Origin of the sequence: Nitratireductor sp. L15S-10 (assembly GCF_045011005.1) — a bacterium.
Lineage (GTDB): Bacteria > Pseudomonadota > Alphaproteobacteria > Rhizobiales > Rhizobiaceae > Nitratireductor.
The window spans coordinates 1,416,064-1,431,134 of sequence record NZ_CP120674.1 but is presented as its reverse complement, the minus strand read 5'-3'; the positions used below and the strand labels follow the sequence as shown (position 1 = coordinate 1,431,134).

The window sequence follows — 15,071 nt, the reverse complement described above, 5'->3', positions numbered from 1 at the left end:
GAAACGCTATTCCGCAAGACGTTTCAGACCTGAAACACAATGTGGAGCGACAACGACAACGCATGGAACTAACGCGGGCCCGCCCCTGCCCGACTGCATGACCAGTTACGAATCACGCTGTAAATTCAGTGTATTGATGCAGAGTCGCGTGACCAGACCTTTTTTGCCGAAAGCCTGTGGAGCGTGTGGATAGAAACGCCGAGCGGCACAAAGCGGCGCGGCGTAAGCGACTCTCGGACAAGGATTTTTTGACGCCATACACAGGCGTCGGTAATAAAAAATTATTTTTTCATCCGGGTCGATGAAGCCGGTTTCGAATCGGATTTCGCAGCTTTTGCCGCACCGCCTTCCGAAAGTTTTGCTTCCAGAGCCTCAATGCGTGCGATGAGCGCTGCGTTTTCTTCGCGTGCTTTCAATGCCATCTCGCGCACCATCTCGAACTCTTCGCGCTGGACGACGTCCATCGAGCTGAGAATGCGTTCGGCCTGTGCCTGAAAGGCTGTCTCGACCTCGCGGCGCACGCCCTGGGCGGCACCGGCGGCATCAGTCATCAGCTTGGCGAACTCGTCGAGGATTCGGTTGCTTCCGTTGGTCATGGCTCGTTTCCCAGATTGAACCCCTGACCTAGTGGGCAAGGCGACCGAATGCAAGGCAAACCGCGCCTTGACCTTGCCCCGATGCTTCGCAATACCTGCGGCGACTGAGTTTCATGCGCCGGGAGGCCTGATTGACCGACTACCTGCTAACGCCTCTCGCTGCCCTGCCCTTTCCCGCAATCGATCCGGTAGCATTGCAACTGGGGCCGCTCGCAATCCACTGGTATGGGCTCGGCTATGTGGTCGGCATCCTCGCCGGTTGGTGGTATGCGCGCCGACTGGTTTCAAACGAGCGCCTTTGGGCAGGCGGGAAGCCGGCGCTGACGGTAACGGATCTCGACGATTTCGTTCTCTGGGCGGCGATCGGCATCGTGGCCGGCGGGCGGATTGGCTACATTCTCTTTTATGACCTGCCGCGCTACATCGCGAACCCGCTCGACATTCTCGCCGTGTGGGAGGGTGGCATGTCGTTCCACGGCGGGCTGCTCGGCGTCACGCTCGCCATGTTGCTCTTCGCCCGAAAGCGCGGCATCAATGCCTGGAGCCTGTTCGACACGATTTCGGCGGTGGTGCCGATCGGGCTTGGCCTCGTTCGTGTGGCCAATTTCATCAATTCGGAGCTCTGGGGCCGGGTGACGGACGTGCCCTGGGCCTTTGTTTTTCCCAATGGCGGCCCGGAGCCGCGCCATCCAAGCCAGCTTTATGAAGCAGCGCTCGAAGGGCTGGTGCTTTTCGTGGTGCTGCGCCTTCTCACCCATAAGGGGCAGAAGCTGAAAATGCCTGGCTTCGTCGCCGGCGCGTTCGTGTGCGGCTACGGCCTGTCGCGCATCGTGGTCGAGTTCTTCCGCGAGCCTGATGCGCATATCGGCTATCTGGCCGGCGGGTGGCTGACCATGGGCATGGTGCTTTCGCTTCCCATGGTGCTTGTGGGTGTGTGGGCGATGCTGAGGGCGCGGGCCACAGCCCGATGAAGACGCTGAAGGATCGCATCAGGGCGCAGATCGAAACGGCGGGGCCAATGAGCATCGCCGACTATATGGCGCTTTGCCTTTTCGATCCCGAAGAGGGCTATTACACGACGCGCGAGCCCTTTGGCGCCGATGGCGACTTCACCACGGCACCCGAAATCAGCCAGATGTTCGGCGAATTGTGTGCCGTCTGGCTCTACACCGCATGGAAGGCGAGCGGTGCACCGAAAACGCCTGTTGTGGCCGAGATTGGCCCCGGACGCGGAACGCTGATGAAGGACATGCTCCGGACCTGGGCGAAAATCGACCCGGCGTTCGGAAAGCAGATGCGGCTTTTCATGATCGAAGCGAGCCCCCGGCTGAGCGACGTGCAGCGTAAGACGCTTGGGCTTCCGGATGGCGAAGCGTCATGGATTGCCGACATGGGCTCGCTCCCGGAAGGACCAGTCTTCATCATTGGCAATGAGCTATTCGACGCCATCCCTATCCGGCAATATGCGAAAGTCGGAAATGCCTGGCGCGAACGCGTGGTGGGCCTCGATACGAAAGAACGGCTTGCGTTCATGGCAGGGGCCGGCTCTGCAGACCCCGCTCTTTTACCGCCGAGCGCAAATAACGCGCCCGAAGGGGCAATCGTGGAACTCGCGCCCGCTCGCAACGCCCTGATGACCCGTATTGCCGAACGCATCGGCAGACATGGCGGTGCTGGTCTGTTCATTGATTATGGCTATGCGACACCCGCCCCCGGCGACACGTTGCAGGCCATGCGCGGCCACGCCTATCAGGACGTGCTGAAAGAACCCGGCAAGGCCGACCTGACGGCACATGTGGACTTCTCAGCTTTGGCGCGTGCTGCAAAGAATGAAGGTCTCGCCTCAGCACTCTTGAATCAGGGTGACTTCCTCATCCGCCTCGGCCTTCTGGAGCGTGCCGGACGGCTCGGTGCCGGCAAGAATGCCACAGAACAGCAGGCCATCCGCAACGATGTGGAACGCCTTGCCGGCCCGGACCAGATGGGAACACTGTTCAAGGTACTGGCGATAACGCCATCCACAGTGACGGTTCCGCCATTCGTTTCGCTGGATTGACTTGGTTTGGCCCCTGCCCCACCATCCCGCCGCTTGAGAACATCTGAAAAGGCGGCGCATGCTTGACACGACGAGGCCGGAACCCCTGCGGTCCCCGCTACTGGACCGTGAGCGTGAAAATGGTGTGAAGCATGGATTCTTCACCCGCAAGGGCGGCGTTTCAACGGGCCTTTATGAAGGGCTTAATGTGGGCTACGGCTCGGGCGACGACCGCGAGACGGTGACGGAGAACAGACGACGCGTGGCCGAATGGCTGGGCGTCGACGCCGACCATCTTCTGACTGTTCATCAGGTGCATTCGCCCCATGCCGTCATTGTCGATGAACCTTTTGCCGGCGAACGGCCCGAGGCCGACGCAGTGGTGACCAATCGGCCGGGACTGGCACTGGGTGCACTGGCGGCTGATTGCGGGCCCATTCTGCTCGCCGATGGCAAGGCGCGCGTGATCGCGGCTGCCCATGCCGGCTGGAAAGGCGCGCTGACCGGCATTCTGGAAAACACCATCGCGGCGATGGAGCTGCTGGGCGCGGAGCGGGAAAACATCACCGCCGTGCTGGGTCCCTCCATAAGCCAGGAGAACTATGAGGTCGGGCCGGAGTTCGTGGAGCGTTTCGTCAACCACAACCCCGCCAACCACGACTGGTTCCGTCCATCGCCCAGGGCCGAGCATGCTCTGTTCGATCTCAACGGCTATACGGTGGCGCGGCTGACGGCAGCCGGCGTCCATGCTGTTCAGATCGGGCGTTGCACCTATAAAGAAGAAGAGCATTTCTACTCCTATCGCCGCGCCACGCATCGCGGTGAACGGGACTACGGACGCCAGATTTCAGCGATCATCCTGGAGGACATTTGATGGCGCTTCATTTTGACCAGGCCGAATTCGATTCCCGGCGCGATCGCCTCGTCATCGAAATGGCCGAGCGCAAGCTCGACGCCATGCTGCTTTTCGCACAGGAGAGCATGTACTGGCTGACGGGATACGACACGTTCGGCTTCTGCTTCTTCCAGTGCCTTGTCGTGAAGGCCGATGGCTCGATGGTGCTTTTGACACGCTCGGCCGATCTGCGCCAGGCGCGCCACACCTCCACCATCGAAAACATCGTCCTGTGGACAGACAGGCACGACGCCAACCCGGCGGTCGACCTGCGTAATCTTCTGAACGATCTCGACCTGCTGGGTGCCCGGATTGGTGTCGAATACGACACGCATGGCCTGACGGGCCGCAGCACCCGCCTGCTCGACGAACAGTTGCAGACATTTGGCAAGATCGAGGACGCGTCAGATCTCGTCAGCCGCCTGCGGCTGTTCAAGAGCGAGGCGGAAATCAAGAAGGTGAAGCGCGCCGCAAAGCTCGGCGACGAAGCGCTGGATGCCGCGCTGCCGCTGATCAAACAGGGCGGCGACGAGGCTGCGATCCTGGCCGCCATGCAAGGGGCGGTGTTTGCCGGCGGCGGTGACTATCCGGCCAATGAATTCATCATCGGTTCGGGCGAGGACGCGCTTCTGTGCCGCTATAAGGCGGGCCGGCGCAAGCTCAACAAGAACGACCAGATCACGCTCGAATGGGCCGGCGTCTATCACCACTATCATGCGGCGATGATGCAGACCGTGCTGACGGGCAAGGTCTCCAAGCGGCATCAGGAGCTTTTCGACGCGGCGCGCGACGCGCTGACCGCGGTGCAAAAGACGATGACACCAGGCAACACGTTTGGCGACGTGTTCGACGCGCATGCGCGGGTGATGGAGACGCATGGCCTGACCAAGCACCGGCTGAACGCCTGCGGCTATTCGCTGGGCGCGCGGTTCTCGCCGTCCTGGATGGATCCACAGATGTTTTATGCCGGCAATGAAGAGCCCATCGCGCCGGGCATGACGCTGTTCGCGCATATGATCATCATGGATTCAGACACGGGCAGCGCCATGTGTCTCGGCCGCACCTATCTGACCACCGAAGACGACCCCGAGCCGCTTTCGCGCTACGGGCTGGACCTTATAACGAGGTGAAGGCAATATGCCGCGCAGGATCGAAGCCATTGAGGGGGGCTGCGGTATTTTTACGAAGCGCGCCATAACGGGCATCGCCATGCTGAGCTTTGCCGGCCTTGCCGGCTGCAACGCGGGTTCCACGCTCGACTTGAGCTCTGGGCCGACACCGTCGGGCACCGTGCCGGGTGGTCCAGTCGAGAGCCAACAGCCTGCGGAAACCGCCCTCGCCTTACAGACGGACGCGGCGAACGAGACTGCGGCAGCCCCCCTGCAGGCAGTGACCACCAGCGAGCGCATCCAGTTCGCCCCGGTGATCGGCGCGACCGCAGAGGCCGTGCCGGCACTCTCGCGGCGTCTGGAGGCCCGTGCCAGACAAAGCGGCATCGCCATCGTGCCCCAGGGCGGCAGTGCCTCCATGGTGATGAAAGGCTATTTCTCGGCCATCGCAGATGGCGGCAAGACGACCGTCATCTATGTATGGGATGTGCTCGACCCCTCGGGGAACCGGCTGCACCGGTTTCAGGGGCAGCAAGCGGCCCCTGGCGGTCAGGGCGACGGATGGTCATCCGTCACCAATGCAACGATGGAAGCCGTGGCGGATGCGACCATCACTCAGTTATCCGCCTGGCTGGCGCAGCGGCAGAGCTGATTTTTTCGGGATTTCATCGTGATTCTTCCCTCAGGCGCTTGCAATACAGCCTCACCCCGTTAAAAGCGCGGTCAAGCGTCAAGGCGTTCTCCGAGGACATTCCATGAAGCTCTTTGCGGGCAATTCCAACCGGGTTTTGGCAGAGGCCGTTTCCCGCTATCTCAACATTTCTCTTGGCAAAGCCACCGTTCGCCGGTTCGCCGATCAGGAGATTTTCGTCGAAATCCAGGAAAACGTGCGCGGCGAGGACGTTTTCGTTCTGCAGTCGACCGCTTACCCGGCCAACGATCATCTGATGGAACTCCTCATCATGATCGATGCCTTCCGGCGCTCTTCGGCCCGGCGCATCACTGCGGTGCTGCCCTATTTCGGCTATGCGCGTCAGGACCGGCGCACATCGGGCCGTACGCCGATTTCGGCCAAGCTGGTGGCCAACCTGATCACCCAGGCAGGCGCCGACCGCGTGCTGACGCTCGACCTTCATGCAGGGCAGATCCAGGGCTTCTTCGACATCCCCACCGACAACCTTTTCGCCGTGCCAGTGATGGCGCGTGACGTGAAGGCCAACTACACCCTGTCCAACGTGATGGTGGTTTCGCCCGATGTCGGCGGCGTGGTGCGTGCCCGCTCGCTGGCAAAGCGCATTGATGCGCCGCTTGCCATTGTCGACAAGCGTCGCGACCGGCCGGGCGAATCCGAAGTGATGAACGTGATCGGCGACGTCAGCGGCAAGGATTGCCTGCTGATCGACGACATCGTCGATTCCGGCGGCACGCTTTGCAATGCGGCCGACGCCCTGCTGAACAACGGCGCAACCAGTGTGACCGCCTATATCACGCATGGCGTTCTTTCGGGCGGCGCGGCAGCACGCATCTCCGGATCGCGGCTGAAGGAACTCGTCATCACCGATTCCATCCAGCCGAGCTCGGCGGTGGAAGCTGCCGAAAACATTCGCACCATCACCATTGCCGACCTTATCGGCGAGGCGATCTCGCGCACGGCAACGGAAGAATCTGTTTCGAGTCTTTTCGACTGACAAGAGCAGGTTTCCAGATACGAAAAAGCCGGCCCCAAGAGCCGGCTTTTTTGGCGGCTCTGCTCACTCAAGCAGCGGCACGATCCTGCACGACACCAACCCAGGCAGAGAATCTGTCAACAAAGCCGGCCAGAAAAGCTCTGGTGTCTTCGTTGGTAATATCATTGTTTTCATCGATCAGGCCCGGTTTCATCTGCAGATAGACCTCCGGGCTGGTCATCAGTGTCGCACCAAGGCTGACCATGATCGAGCGCAGGTGAATCTGTGCCGCGATCGCCCCCATGGCACCCGGACTGGACCCCACGATGGCAGTGGCCTTTCCGGTCCAGCTGTTCTGCCCCCATGGCCGTGAGCCCCAGTCGATTGCGTTCTTCAGGACCGCCGGAATGGAGCGATTGTGTTCCGGCGTAACGATGAGCACGCCATCGGCTGCTGCAACGCTGTCCTTGAGATGCTGCGCGGCGGGCGGATACGCCCCAACGTCATCATCATTGTACATCGGCAATGTGGTCAGATCGAAATACTCAAACGCAAGGCGCCCATCGGCCAGCTTTTCCAAAGCCTGTGCAAATTTGTGGTTGATCGACTCCTTTCGGTTGGAGCCAACGAGAATCAGAATTTTCTTCATAGTGTCATTCCTCTGTCCACCCGGGCTCAAATTCCCGGTGGTATCCTTTGGTAACCACCTTTATATCTGGCAGAGGAAATCAGGTTGCAAGAAGGCACCTTTATGAAACCACGTCACGGACACATCTCTGAAAACTGCCGGCCGATCAGCGAGATTCTATCTTTGATCGGAGACAAATGGACGTCTTTGATCATCGAACGGCTCCATGAAGAACCATTGCGTTTCAATGCATTGAAACGGCGTGTCGATGGAATTTCACAGAAGGTGCTGACAAGCTCGCTAAGGGCCCTCGAACGTGACGGCTTCCTTGAACGTATCGAACATCCGACCGTGCCCCCGAGTGTGGAATACCGGTTGACCGACTTTGGGCATGAGCTTGCTCAACCGCTCTCGGCACTCAAACAGTTCGCCCTCGAGAACGCCGGCAGGATGGAGGTGGCACGGGCGGTGTATGACGCGCGCACCGGCCCTGAAAAAACCAGCGGCCGGAAACCGCAGCCAATTCAGCCGGCCACCATGGCCTGAAAGGGCTTGCGCCCTTGCGCATACCCCCTGCATCGGCTATAGACCCGCCGTCCGCGTAGACACCCTTGGAGGCAACGCGGACGGAAGTCCGTCCGAGCGAATTCGGTATTCAGGCAGTGCTTCACGCGCGGCCTGTTTCTCTTCTCGGATGGCTTTCACGTTCCCGGATTTTCACGGGAGCGCTCCAAAACATGAAAGGATAGGCCATGAGCCATCAGAGCTACGAGCTGAAGGCCGAGGCGCGCGAACGGGTCGGTAAGGGGTCCGCCCGGGCTATTCGGCGCAACGGTAAAGTTCCTGCCGTGATCTACGGCGAGAAGGATGCCCCGCTTTCCATCACGCTTCCCTACAAGGAAGTGTCCATGAAGATTTTCGGCGGCGGCTTCCTCACCACGATTGCCACCATCGACGTCGACGGCAAGAAGATCCAGGTCCTTCCGAAGGACTATCAGCTTGATCCCGTCCGCGATTTCGTCATGCATGTGGACTTCCTGCGCATTGGCAAGGGCACGGTCGTTACCGTGAACGTGCCGGTTCACTTCATCAACGAAGAAACCGCTCCTGGCATCAAGCGCGGCGGTGTTCTCAACATTGTGCGCCACGAGGTCGAGTTCACCTGCCCCGCCACGGCCATCCCCGAATACATCGAGGTTGATCTGGACGGCATGGATATCGGCGATTCCGCTCATATCTCCGCCGTCAAGCTGCCCGAGGGCGTTGAGCCAACCATCACAGACCGTGACTTCACGATCGCAACCATCGCAGCCCCTGCCGGCCTCAGGTCGGAAGAGTCCGAGGCTGACGAGGACGAGGCGGAAGTCGAGGCTGAAGAGAAGGAGGGCGAGGGCGAGGAGTAATCCTCCCCTTTCCTGCGAACCCTCATGCTGCTTATTGCAGGGCTCGGCAATCCCGGCCAGCAATACGAACGGCACCGGCACAATGTCGGTTTTATGGCGGCGGACGCGATTGCGCGCCGCCATAGTTTTTCGTCGTGGTCGAAGAAGTTCAACGCGCTGGTGGCCGAGGGCCGCGTCGGCGGCGAGAAGGTTCTGCTGATGAAGCCGCAGACCTTCGTGAACCTTTCCGGCCAGGCGATCGGCGAAGCCATGCGCTTCTACAAGATCGGCCTTGAAGACCTGATCGTGTTTTATGACGAACTCGATCTCGCGCCCGGCAAGCTGCGCATCAAGACCGGCGGCGGGTCGGGCGGCCACAACGGGATCAAGTCGATCGATGCCCATTGCGGCAAGGATTATCGCCGCGTTCGGATCGGCATTGGCCACCCCGGCGACAAGGCGCGCGTGAACGCGCATGTGCTGGGCGATTTCGCCAAGGCGGACCAGTCATGGCTTGAACCATTGCTGGACGCCGTTGCAGACCACATTGCGATGCTTGCCGAAGGTGACGAAGCGGGTTTCATGAACCGTGTCAGCCTCGCGGTTAAGGGAACCGGTGCAGAGCCTGCACAAAAGCGGGATAGCAAGCCCGCCAAACAACAGAGCCACATCCGCCAGGCGCGGCAAAAAGGGCCCTCAGCCCCCCTCCCCGAAAGCGGCCCGATGGCGGCCATGCTCAAAAAACTCCTCGGCCAGAAGGAATAGGAAATGGGTTTCAAATGCGGCATCGTCGGTCTGCCCAATGTCGGCAAGTCGACGCTCTTCAACGCGCTCACAAAAACGGCCGCCGCACAGGCCGCCAACTACCCGTTCTGCACCATCGAGCCCAATACGGGCGAAGTGGCCGTGCCGGATCCGCGTCTGAAGAAAATCGCCGACGTGACCGGTTCCAAGGAGGTCATCCCGACACGCATTTCCTTCGTCGACATTGCCGGCCTCGTCCGCGGCGCTTCCAAGGGTGAAGGACTGGGCAACCAGTTTCTGGCCAACATTCGCGAGGTGGACGCCATCGTTCACGTGCTGCGCTGTTTCGAGGATGATGACATCACCCATGTGGAAGGCCGCATCGACCCGGTTGCGGATGCCGAAACCGTCGAAACAGAGCTGATGCTTGCCGACCTCGAAAGCCTTGAACGCCGCACCCTGCAGATGCAGAAGCGCGCAACCGGCAAGGACAAGGAAGCCCAGACACTTCTGCCCATGATGGAACAGGCGCTGGCGCTCCTTCAGGAAGGCAAGCCCGTCCGCATGCTTCTGGACGGCATAGCGGCAGAGGATCTGAAGATCCTGCGCAGCCTCAATCTGCTGACCTCAAAGCCAGTGCTCTATGTGTGCAACGTGGCCGAGGGCGACGCCGCCGAAGGCAATGCTCAAAGTCAGCGTGTCGAGGAGATGGCCAGGGCCCAGGGCGCGATGACCGTGGTGATCTCGGCTGCGATCGAAGCCGAAGTGGCCCAGCTTGCCGACGAGGAAGCGGCCGAATATCTGGAGGCCATGGGGCTGGAAGAGCCCGGCCTCGACCGTCTGATCCGTGCCGGCTACGAATTGCTAGACCTGATCACTTTCTTCACCTCCGGCCCCAAGGAAACCCGGGCATGGACCGTGCAGAAGGGCGCCAAGGCTCCGCAGGCAGCGGGCGTGATCCACACCGATTTCGAGCGCGGTTTCATCCGTGCGCAGACTATCGGCTACGAAGATTTCGTGACGCTCGGCGGTGAAGTGGCGGCCCGCGAGGCCGGCAAGGCCCGCGACGAAGGCAAGGAATATGTGGTGACGGACGGCGATGTGATGCTGTTCAAGTTCAACACCTGACCCTCGCCGGCCCTGCAGGAACGGCTTGGTCTTGACGGCGCGACAATAGCCGGAAATCTTCGTTCCCGGTTTCAGGGAACGAAGCAATGATCAAGGCCTATAGTCTCCAGAACGAACGTCTGAATTCAGTCGCACTGGCATCGGTTGACCATGACGCGGTCGTCTGGATCGATATTCTTTCCCCCTCCCCGGAGGAAGAAAAGGCTGTCGAAGCATGGCTCGGGATCGCAATCCCGACGCGGGCCGACATGGAAGAGATCGAGATCTCAAGCCGCCTTTACAGCGAAGACGGGGCGCACTACATGACGGCGACCCTCCCGGCGAGTGCAGACGGCGACCAGCCCGAAATGGGGCCCGTTACCTTCATCCTCAGCCCCACAGGTACGCTCGTGACGCTTCGCTTTCACGAACCCAGTGCCTTCCAGATCCTCACCCAGAGAGCGGCAAAAGCTGCCCTTGGATGTAACAATGGCGAGGCAGTACTGATCAACCTGCTGGAAGTCATAACAGACCGGCTCGCCGACATTCTGGAAAGGGCGGGCCGCGAAATTCTGGAACTTTCAAAAGGCATCTTTCATCCTTCCGAAAAGAAGGCCTCCAAACGCGACCGCGACTTTCAGATCCTCCTCCGCCGGATCGGCCGCAAAGAGGATCTGATCTCAAAACTGCAGGATAGCCTTCTCACCATGCAGCGTCTTTCCGGTTTCCTGAGCGCGGTTTCGAGCCGCAGCGGCAAGGACGAACGCGCGCGCATCAAGACTCTTTCACGTGACATCGCCTCCCTTGCCGATCATACGACAGGGCTCTCACAGAAGATCGGTTTTCTGCTTGATGCGACCCTTGGCATGATCAGCATCGAACAGAGCGCCATCATCAAGATATTCTCCGTGGTGGCCGTCATCTTCCTTCCGCCGACGCTTGTCGCCTCGGTCTATGGCATGAACTTCGATATCATGCCGGAACTGCATTGGCCGCTCGGCTATCCCTTCGCCCTTGGGCTGATGGTGCTCTCGGCTCTTCTGCCCTTCTGGTATTTCAAACGACGCGGCTGGCTCTAGTCGCAAGGTTTAGCAATCTTCTCCTTCCTCATGCTTGAAGAAAGCACGGCTTACAGCCATAAGGTTCAAGCCTGAACAGGATTGAACCATGACTGACAAAAAGTGGGCGTTTGAAGACCTTGAGCCCGGAGTGACCATACCCTTCGGCGAAAAAACCGTCGGCGCCGACGAGATCAAGGATTTCGCACGCCAGTTCGACGCGCAACCCATGCATCTGGACGAGGAAGCCGGCAAGGCAAGCATTCTGGGCGGGTTATCCGCCTCCGGCTGGCATAGCTGCGCCATCTTCATGCGCATGCTCTACGACGCGCTTCTGGTGGATTCCACGTCGCAGGGCTCTCCAGGCATCACGGAGGCCCGCTGGAAGCGTCCAGTGATCGCCGGCGACACACTGACGGGACAGACCACCGTATTGGAACGCCGGTCCCTGAAATCGCGTCCCGGCATCGGTCTCGTCACTTTCCGCCACCTGGTCACCAACCAGCGCGGAGAAACGGTGATGGAAATGGAGAATCCGATCATGTTCAGAATGCGCAATACGGGAGACGCAGCATGAGCCTTGATCGGTTTCTGCGGCTTGGCGAGACGGTGACGCTGGGCACCCATACGTTTACGGCCGAGGAGATCATTGCGTTCGGGCGCCAGTTCGATCCGCAACCCTTTCACACGGATGCAGAAGCAGCCCGCGACAGTGTTTTCGGCCGTCTATGCGCCTCCGGCTGGCATACATGCGCCATGTGGATGCGGTACAACCTGATCGGCATCGAACGCGACGCCTTCGGCCCATGGGAAGGACCTGGCGAAAAACCGGAATTCGGCCCCTCGCCCGGTTTCTCCAATCTGAAATGGCTGAAACCTGTCTATGAGGGGGACACGATCACCTTCACGCGGGCCGTAACCGGGCATCGCCCCCTGGCCTCACGGCCCGGCTGGCATCTGGTTTCGCTCGCCGCTGCGGCACACGGAGCGGATGGCGAGACGGTGATGAGCTTTGAGAATGGCGTTTTGATGAAATCCGGCTGAGCCGGACTCAGTCGCCCTCGAACGCGATCAGTGTGTGAACATCAACGCCAAGCGCCTCCAGCTTGGCCCGTCCGCCAAGGTCAGGCAGATCTATCACGAAGCAGGCTGCAACGATCTCGGCCCCCATCTGCGTGAGGAGCTTGACCGCACCTTCGGCGGTACCGCCCGTGGCGATGAGGTCGTCGACCAGGATGACCTTTTCACCCGGCGTCAGCGCGTCCTTGTGCATCTCCATCTCGTCGATGCCATATTCGAGACTGTAGGCAACACGAACCGTATCGTGCGGGAGCTTGCCTTTCTTGCGGATCGGGACAAAACCCGAGGAGAGCTGGTGCGCAATCGCTCCTCCAAGAATGAAGCCGCGTGCCTCGATGCCGGCGACCTTGTCGACCTTGGCGCCCGCATAGGGATGGACCAGTTCGTCAACGGCGCGGCGAAATGCGCGCGCATTGCCAAGCAGCGTCGTGATATCGCGGAACAATATGCCAGGCTTCGGATAATCCGGAATGGTGCGGATCGCGGAAAGAAGCGTGTCTTGAAGTGTCTGAGAAGCTGCCATGTACCCTGCCCCGGTTCAGATAGTTCTTGCCGCGTTGTGAAGCAAAAGAAAAGGGCGCTTCAAGCGCCCTTCCTGTTTTTGTTGCTCGGTCGGCGCCTTAATGGACGTCCGCCCAGATCTTGCGCTTGGTAAGATACATCAGTCCACCAAAGAGGAAAAGGAAGACCATGACCACAAAACCGGTGGATTTGCGGGCTTCCAGGTGCGGCTCGGCCGCCCACATGAGGAATGCTGCGACGTCACGGGAATACTGATCAACCGTCTCGGGCGCACCGTCATCATAGGTGACCATGCCTTCAGAAAGCGGAGGCGCCATTGCGAGCGAGGCCGAGGAGATGAAGTAAGGGTTGTAATAGGTACCCTCAGGGACCTCGTGCCCGTCAGAATCTTCCTCATAGCCCGTGAGAAGAGCATGGATATAATCCGGACCGGCTTCGGCATACTGGGTGAAGATGTCGAAGACGAAGGTCGGGAAGCCACGCTCGACGGCACGCGCCTTGGCGATCAGAGAAAAGTCCGGTGGAACCGCTCCATTGTTGGAAGCGGCTGCCTGCTGCGGGTTGGCAAACGGAGCCGGAAAACGATCAGACGGCTTTGCAGCGCGCATGAACATGTCGCCGGAATCATCCGGGCCGTCCTCGACTTCGTATTCGGCCGCGATCGCACGAACCTGAGCTTCGGAGTAGCCCAGATCCTCGAGATTGCGGAACGCAACGAGGCTCATCGAGTGACAGGCCGCACAGACCTCGCGGTAAACCTTGAAGCCCCGCTGCAGCTGCCCCTTGTCGTAGGTTCCGAACGGGCCGGCGAACGACCAGTCCTGCTCGACCGGCTTCTTGATCGGATACTCGGCCGCGTTGGATGCCGTGACCGCAGCCAGGCCAAGGCCGAGCGCAGCCAATCCGTTGAGGATGCTTTTCATTGCGAAAATCCCTTTGCGCATTCTCTCGCTCAGCCCTTTGCCTGCTCTGTGGCCGGCGCGCCGGCGGACTTCTTCTCCAGCACCGCTTCCGTGATGGAATTGGGCAGGCGACGAGGCGTCTCGACCAGGCCCAGAACTGGCATGATCACGATGAAGAAGGCGAAGTAATAGAGCGTCGCCCCCTGGGCCATAGCCACGTAGATGCCTTCAGCCGGACGAGAACCAAGCCAGCCCAGGAAGATGGCATTGATGACAAAAAGCCAGAAGAACAGCTTGTACCAGGGACGATAAACGGCCGAACGAACCTTCGACGTGTCGAGCCACGGCACAACGAACAGAACCGCAATGGCACCAAACATGGCCAGGACGCCACCGAGCTTGGAATCGATCGGGCCTATGTTGAACGTGATGGCGCGCAGGATCGCGTAGAACGGCAGGAAGTACCATTCGGGAACAATGTGCGCCGGGGTCTTCAGCGCGTCTGCCTCGATGTAGTTGTCCGGGTGCCCAAGGAAGTTGGGGATGTAGAAGACGAAATAGGCGAAGAGGGCCAGGAACACGACCATCGCGAAAGCGTCCTTGACGGTCGCATAGGGCGTGAAGGCCACGGTGTCGGTCTTCTGCTTCACTTCAATGCCGGTCGGGTTGGTCTGACCGGTGACGTGCAGCGCCCAGACATGAAGCACGACAACGCCAGCGATCATGAAGGGCAGAAGGTAGTGCAGCGAGAAGAAGCGGTTCAGCGTCGGATTGTCGACCGCGAAGCCGCCGAGCAGAAGCTGCTGAATCCAGTCACCGACAACCGGGATGGCCGTGAAGAAGCCTGTGATCACCGTCGCACCCCAGAAGCTCATCTGGCCCCAGGGAAGCACGTAACCCATGAAGGCCGTCGCCATCATCAGGAGATAGATAATGCAGCCAAGGATCCACAGGAGCTCGCGCGGCGCCTTGTAGGAACCGTAATAAAGGCCACGGAAGATGTGCACATAAACGGCGATGAAGAACATCGAGGCGCCATTGGAGTGCAGATAGCGGATCAGCCAACCGGAGTTGACGTCACGCATGATCTTCTCGACCGAGTTGAAGGCAACTTCGGTGTTGGCGGCGTAATGCATGGCCAGCACGATGCCGGTCACAATCTGCGCGACCAGCATCAGCGTCAGAATGCCGCCGAATGTATACGCATAGTTGAGATTGCGTGGCACCGGATAGGCCACGAAAGAGTCATAGACCAGACGCGGAAGCGGCAAACGCGCATCCATCCAGCGGCCGAGGCCGGTCTTGGGCGTATAGGTCGAATGTCCAGCGCTCATAGAAAATCCCCT

Annotated in this window: 18 protein-coding genes; 13 read left to right on the top strand and 5 right to left on the bottom strand. The window is 60.0% G+C overall.

All coding sequences use genetic code 11. From position 1 onward, the window contains the following. Positions 1–281: 281 nt before the first annotated feature. A complete protein-coding gene (locus P2W41_RS06875; RefSeq protein ID WP_292896777.1) occupies positions 282–596 on the bottom strand; it encodes an accessory factor UbiK family protein in 315 nt (104 codons plus the stop codon). A gap of 131 nt (positions 597–727) precedes the next feature. Between P2W41_RS06875 and lgt the strand changes: the two genes are divergently transcribed. From lgt to P2W41_RS06845, 6 genes are all read left to right on the top strand, one after another. Then, positions 728–1,567, top strand: coding sequence for a prolipoprotein diacylglyceryl transferase (gene lgt, locus P2W41_RS06870; protein ID WP_404934667.1), 840 nt, complete (start codon positions 728–730; stop codon positions 1,565–1,567). Further along, a complete protein-coding gene (locus P2W41_RS06865; protein ID WP_404934666.1) occupies positions 1,564–2,652 on the top strand; it encodes a class I SAM-dependent methyltransferase in 1,089 nt (362 codons plus the stop codon). The genes lgt and P2W41_RS06865 overlap by 4 nt, the downstream gene beginning before the upstream one ends. Before the next feature lie 58 nt (positions 2,653–2,710). After that, the gene (gene pgeF / locus P2W41_RS06860; protein WP_404934665.1) at positions 2,711–3,505 is read left to right on the top strand and encodes a peptidoglycan editing factor PgeF; all 795 of its coding nucleotides are present in this window, start codon (positions 2,711–2,713) and stop codon (positions 3,503–3,505) included. Further along, positions 3,505–4,656: a Xaa-Pro peptidase family protein gene (locus P2W41_RS06855; protein ID WP_007009904.1), complete on the top strand. Its 1,152-nt coding sequence runs from the start codon at positions 3,505–3,507 to the stop codon at positions 4,654–4,656. Before pgeF ends, P2W41_RS06855 begins: the two co-directional genes overlap by 1 nt. 7 nt (positions 4,657–4,663) lie before the next feature. Further along, positions 4,664–5,287, top strand: a complete 624-nt coding sequence (locus P2W41_RS06850; protein ID WP_404934664.1) for a hypothetical protein — start codon at positions 4,664–4,666, stop codon at positions 5,285–5,287. 103 nt (positions 5,288–5,390) lie between these two features. Continuing rightward, positions 5,391–6,323 carry a ribose-phosphate pyrophosphokinase gene (locus P2W41_RS06845; protein WP_292896787.1) on the top strand — a complete coding sequence of 311 codons (933 nt, stop codon included), beginning with the start codon at positions 5,391–5,393 and terminating at the stop codon, positions 6,321–6,323. Positions 6,324–6,390: 67 nt separating this feature from the next. On the opposite strand, the gene P2W41_RS06840 is transcribed toward P2W41_RS06845, so the two are convergent. Further along, positions 6,391–6,951, bottom strand: coding sequence for an NADPH-dependent FMN reductase (locus P2W41_RS06840; RefSeq protein ID WP_404934663.1), 561 nt, complete (start codon positions 6,949–6,951; stop codon positions 6,391–6,393). Positions 6,952–7,035: 84 nt separating this feature from the next. Here P2W41_RS06840 and P2W41_RS06835 point away from each other — a divergent pair, with 84 nt between their 5' ends. The 7 genes from P2W41_RS06835 to P2W41_RS06805 all read left to right on the top strand — a co-directional run bounded on the left by P2W41_RS06835 (position 7,036) and on the right by P2W41_RS06805 (position 12,265). Then, positions 7,036–7,476 (top strand): winged helix-turn-helix transcriptional regulator, encoded by a 441-nt coding sequence (locus P2W41_RS06835; RefSeq protein ID WP_404934662.1) that lies wholly within the window; start codon positions 7,036–7,038, stop codon positions 7,474–7,476. Between the two features lie 206 nt (positions 7,477–7,682). Then, a complete protein-coding gene (locus tag P2W41_RS06830; protein ID WP_404934661.1) occupies positions 7,683–8,333 on the top strand; it encodes a 50S ribosomal protein L25/general stress protein Ctc in 651 nt (216 codons plus the stop codon). A 24-nt stretch (positions 8,334–8,357) separates the two neighbouring features. Further along, positions 8,358–9,077, top strand: a complete 720-nt coding sequence (gene pth, locus P2W41_RS06825) for an aminoacyl-tRNA hydrolase (RefSeq protein ID WP_292896795.1) — start codon at positions 8,358–8,360, stop codon at positions 9,075–9,077. Between the two features lie 3 nt (positions 9,078–9,080). Then, positions 9,081–10,184 carry a redox-regulated ATPase YchF gene (ychF, locus tag P2W41_RS06820; protein ID WP_404934660.1) on the top strand — a complete coding sequence of 368 codons (1,104 nt, stop codon included), beginning with the start codon at positions 9,081–9,083 and terminating at the stop codon, positions 10,182–10,184. 86 nt (positions 10,185–10,270) lie between these two features. Beyond that, positions 10,271–11,242: a magnesium transporter CorA family protein gene (locus P2W41_RS06815; RefSeq protein ID WP_292896799.1), complete on the top strand. Its 972-nt coding sequence runs from the start codon at positions 10,271–10,273 to the stop codon at positions 11,240–11,242. Positions 11,243–11,330: 88 nt separating this feature from the next. Further along, a complete protein-coding gene (locus tag P2W41_RS06810) occupies positions 11,331–11,798 on the top strand; it encodes a MaoC family dehydratase (protein WP_404934659.1) in 468 nt (155 codons plus the stop codon). After that, positions 11,795–12,265: a MaoC family dehydratase gene (locus tag P2W41_RS06805; protein ID WP_404934658.1), complete on the top strand. Its 471-nt coding sequence runs from the start codon at positions 11,795–11,797 to the stop codon at positions 12,263–12,265. The genes P2W41_RS06810 and P2W41_RS06805 overlap by 4 nt, the downstream gene beginning before the upstream one ends. Positions 12,266–12,272: 7 nt before the next feature. Here the strand turns inward: P2W41_RS06805 and P2W41_RS06800 are convergent, their stop codons facing one another. The 3 genes from P2W41_RS06800 to P2W41_RS06790 all read right to left on the bottom strand — a co-directional run bounded on the left by P2W41_RS06800 (position 12,273) and on the right by P2W41_RS06790 (position 15,059). Beyond that, a complete protein-coding gene (locus P2W41_RS06800) occupies positions 12,273–12,824 on the bottom strand; it encodes an adenine phosphoribosyltransferase (RefSeq protein ID WP_292896805.1) in 552 nt (183 codons plus the stop codon). A 97-nt stretch (positions 12,825–12,921) separates the two neighbouring features. Then, positions 12,922–13,746: a cytochrome c1 gene (locus tag P2W41_RS06795; protein ID WP_404934657.1), complete on the bottom strand. Its 825-nt coding sequence runs from the start codon at positions 13,744–13,746 to the stop codon at positions 12,922–12,924. Positions 13,747–13,775: 29 nt separating this feature from the next. After that, on the bottom strand, positions 13,776–15,059 hold the full coding sequence (locus tag P2W41_RS06790; RefSeq protein WP_292896809.1) for a cytochrome b N-terminal domain-containing protein: 1,284 nt from the start codon (positions 15,057–15,059) through the stop codon (positions 13,776–13,778). Positions 15,060–15,071 lie beyond the last annotated feature (12 nt).

What these genes read in the sequence shown, in the direction of transcription:
- P2W41_RS06875 (WP_292896777.1), bottom strand. Translation starts at nt 596, where the DNA reads ATGACCAACGGAAGCAACCGAATCCTCGACGAGTTCGCCAAGCTGATG.
- P2W41_RS06865 (WP_404934666.1), top strand. Translation starts at nt 1,564, where the DNA reads ATGAAGACGCTGAAGGATCGCATCAGGGCGCAGATCGAAACGGCGGGG.
- pgeF (WP_404934665.1), top strand. Translation starts at nt 2,711, where the DNA reads ATGCTTGACACGACGAGGCCGGAACCCCTGCGGTCCCCGCTACTGGAC.
- P2W41_RS06855 (WP_007009904.1), top strand. Translation starts at nt 3,505, where the DNA reads ATGGCGCTTCATTTTGACCAGGCCGAATTCGATTCCCGGCGCGATCGC.
- P2W41_RS06850 (WP_404934664.1), top strand. Translation starts at nt 4,664, where the DNA reads ATGCCGCGCAGGATCGAAGCCATTGAGGGGGGCTGCGGTATTTTTACG.
- P2W41_RS06845 (WP_292896787.1), top strand. Translation starts at nt 5,391, where the DNA reads ATGAAGCTCTTTGCGGGCAATTCCAACCGGGTTTTGGCAGAGGCCGTT.
- P2W41_RS06840 (WP_404934663.1), bottom strand. Translation starts at nt 6,951, where the DNA reads ATGAAGAAAATTCTGATTCTCGTTGGCTCCAACCGAAAGGAGTCGATC.
- P2W41_RS06830 (WP_404934661.1), top strand. Translation starts at nt 7,683, where the DNA reads ATGAGCCATCAGAGCTACGAGCTGAAGGCCGAGGCGCGCGAACGGGTC.
- pth (WP_292896795.1), top strand. Translation starts at nt 8,358, where the DNA reads ATGCTGCTTATTGCAGGGCTCGGCAATCCCGGCCAGCAATACGAACGG.
- ychF (WP_404934660.1), top strand. Translation starts at nt 9,081, where the DNA reads ATGGGTTTCAAATGCGGCATCGTCGGTCTGCCCAATGTCGGCAAGTCG.
- P2W41_RS06815 (WP_292896799.1), top strand. Translation starts at nt 10,271, where the DNA reads ATGATCAAGGCCTATAGTCTCCAGAACGAACGTCTGAATTCAGTCGCA.
- P2W41_RS06810 (WP_404934659.1), top strand. Translation starts at nt 11,331, where the DNA reads ATGACTGACAAAAAGTGGGCGTTTGAAGACCTTGAGCCCGGAGTGACC.
- P2W41_RS06805 (WP_404934658.1), top strand. Translation starts at nt 11,795, where the DNA reads ATGAGCCTTGATCGGTTTCTGCGGCTTGGCGAGACGGTGACGCTGGGC.
- P2W41_RS06800 (WP_292896805.1), bottom strand. Translation starts at nt 12,824, where the DNA reads ATGGCAGCTTCTCAGACACTTCAAGACACGCTTCTTTCCGCGATCCGC.
- P2W41_RS06795 (WP_404934657.1), bottom strand. Translation starts at nt 13,746, where the DNA reads ATGAAAAGCATCCTCAACGGATTGGCTGCGCTCGGCCTTGGCCTGGCT.
- P2W41_RS06790 (WP_292896809.1), bottom strand. Translation starts at nt 15,059, where the DNA reads ATGAGCGCTGGACATTCGACCTATACGCCCAAGACCGGCCTCGGCCGC.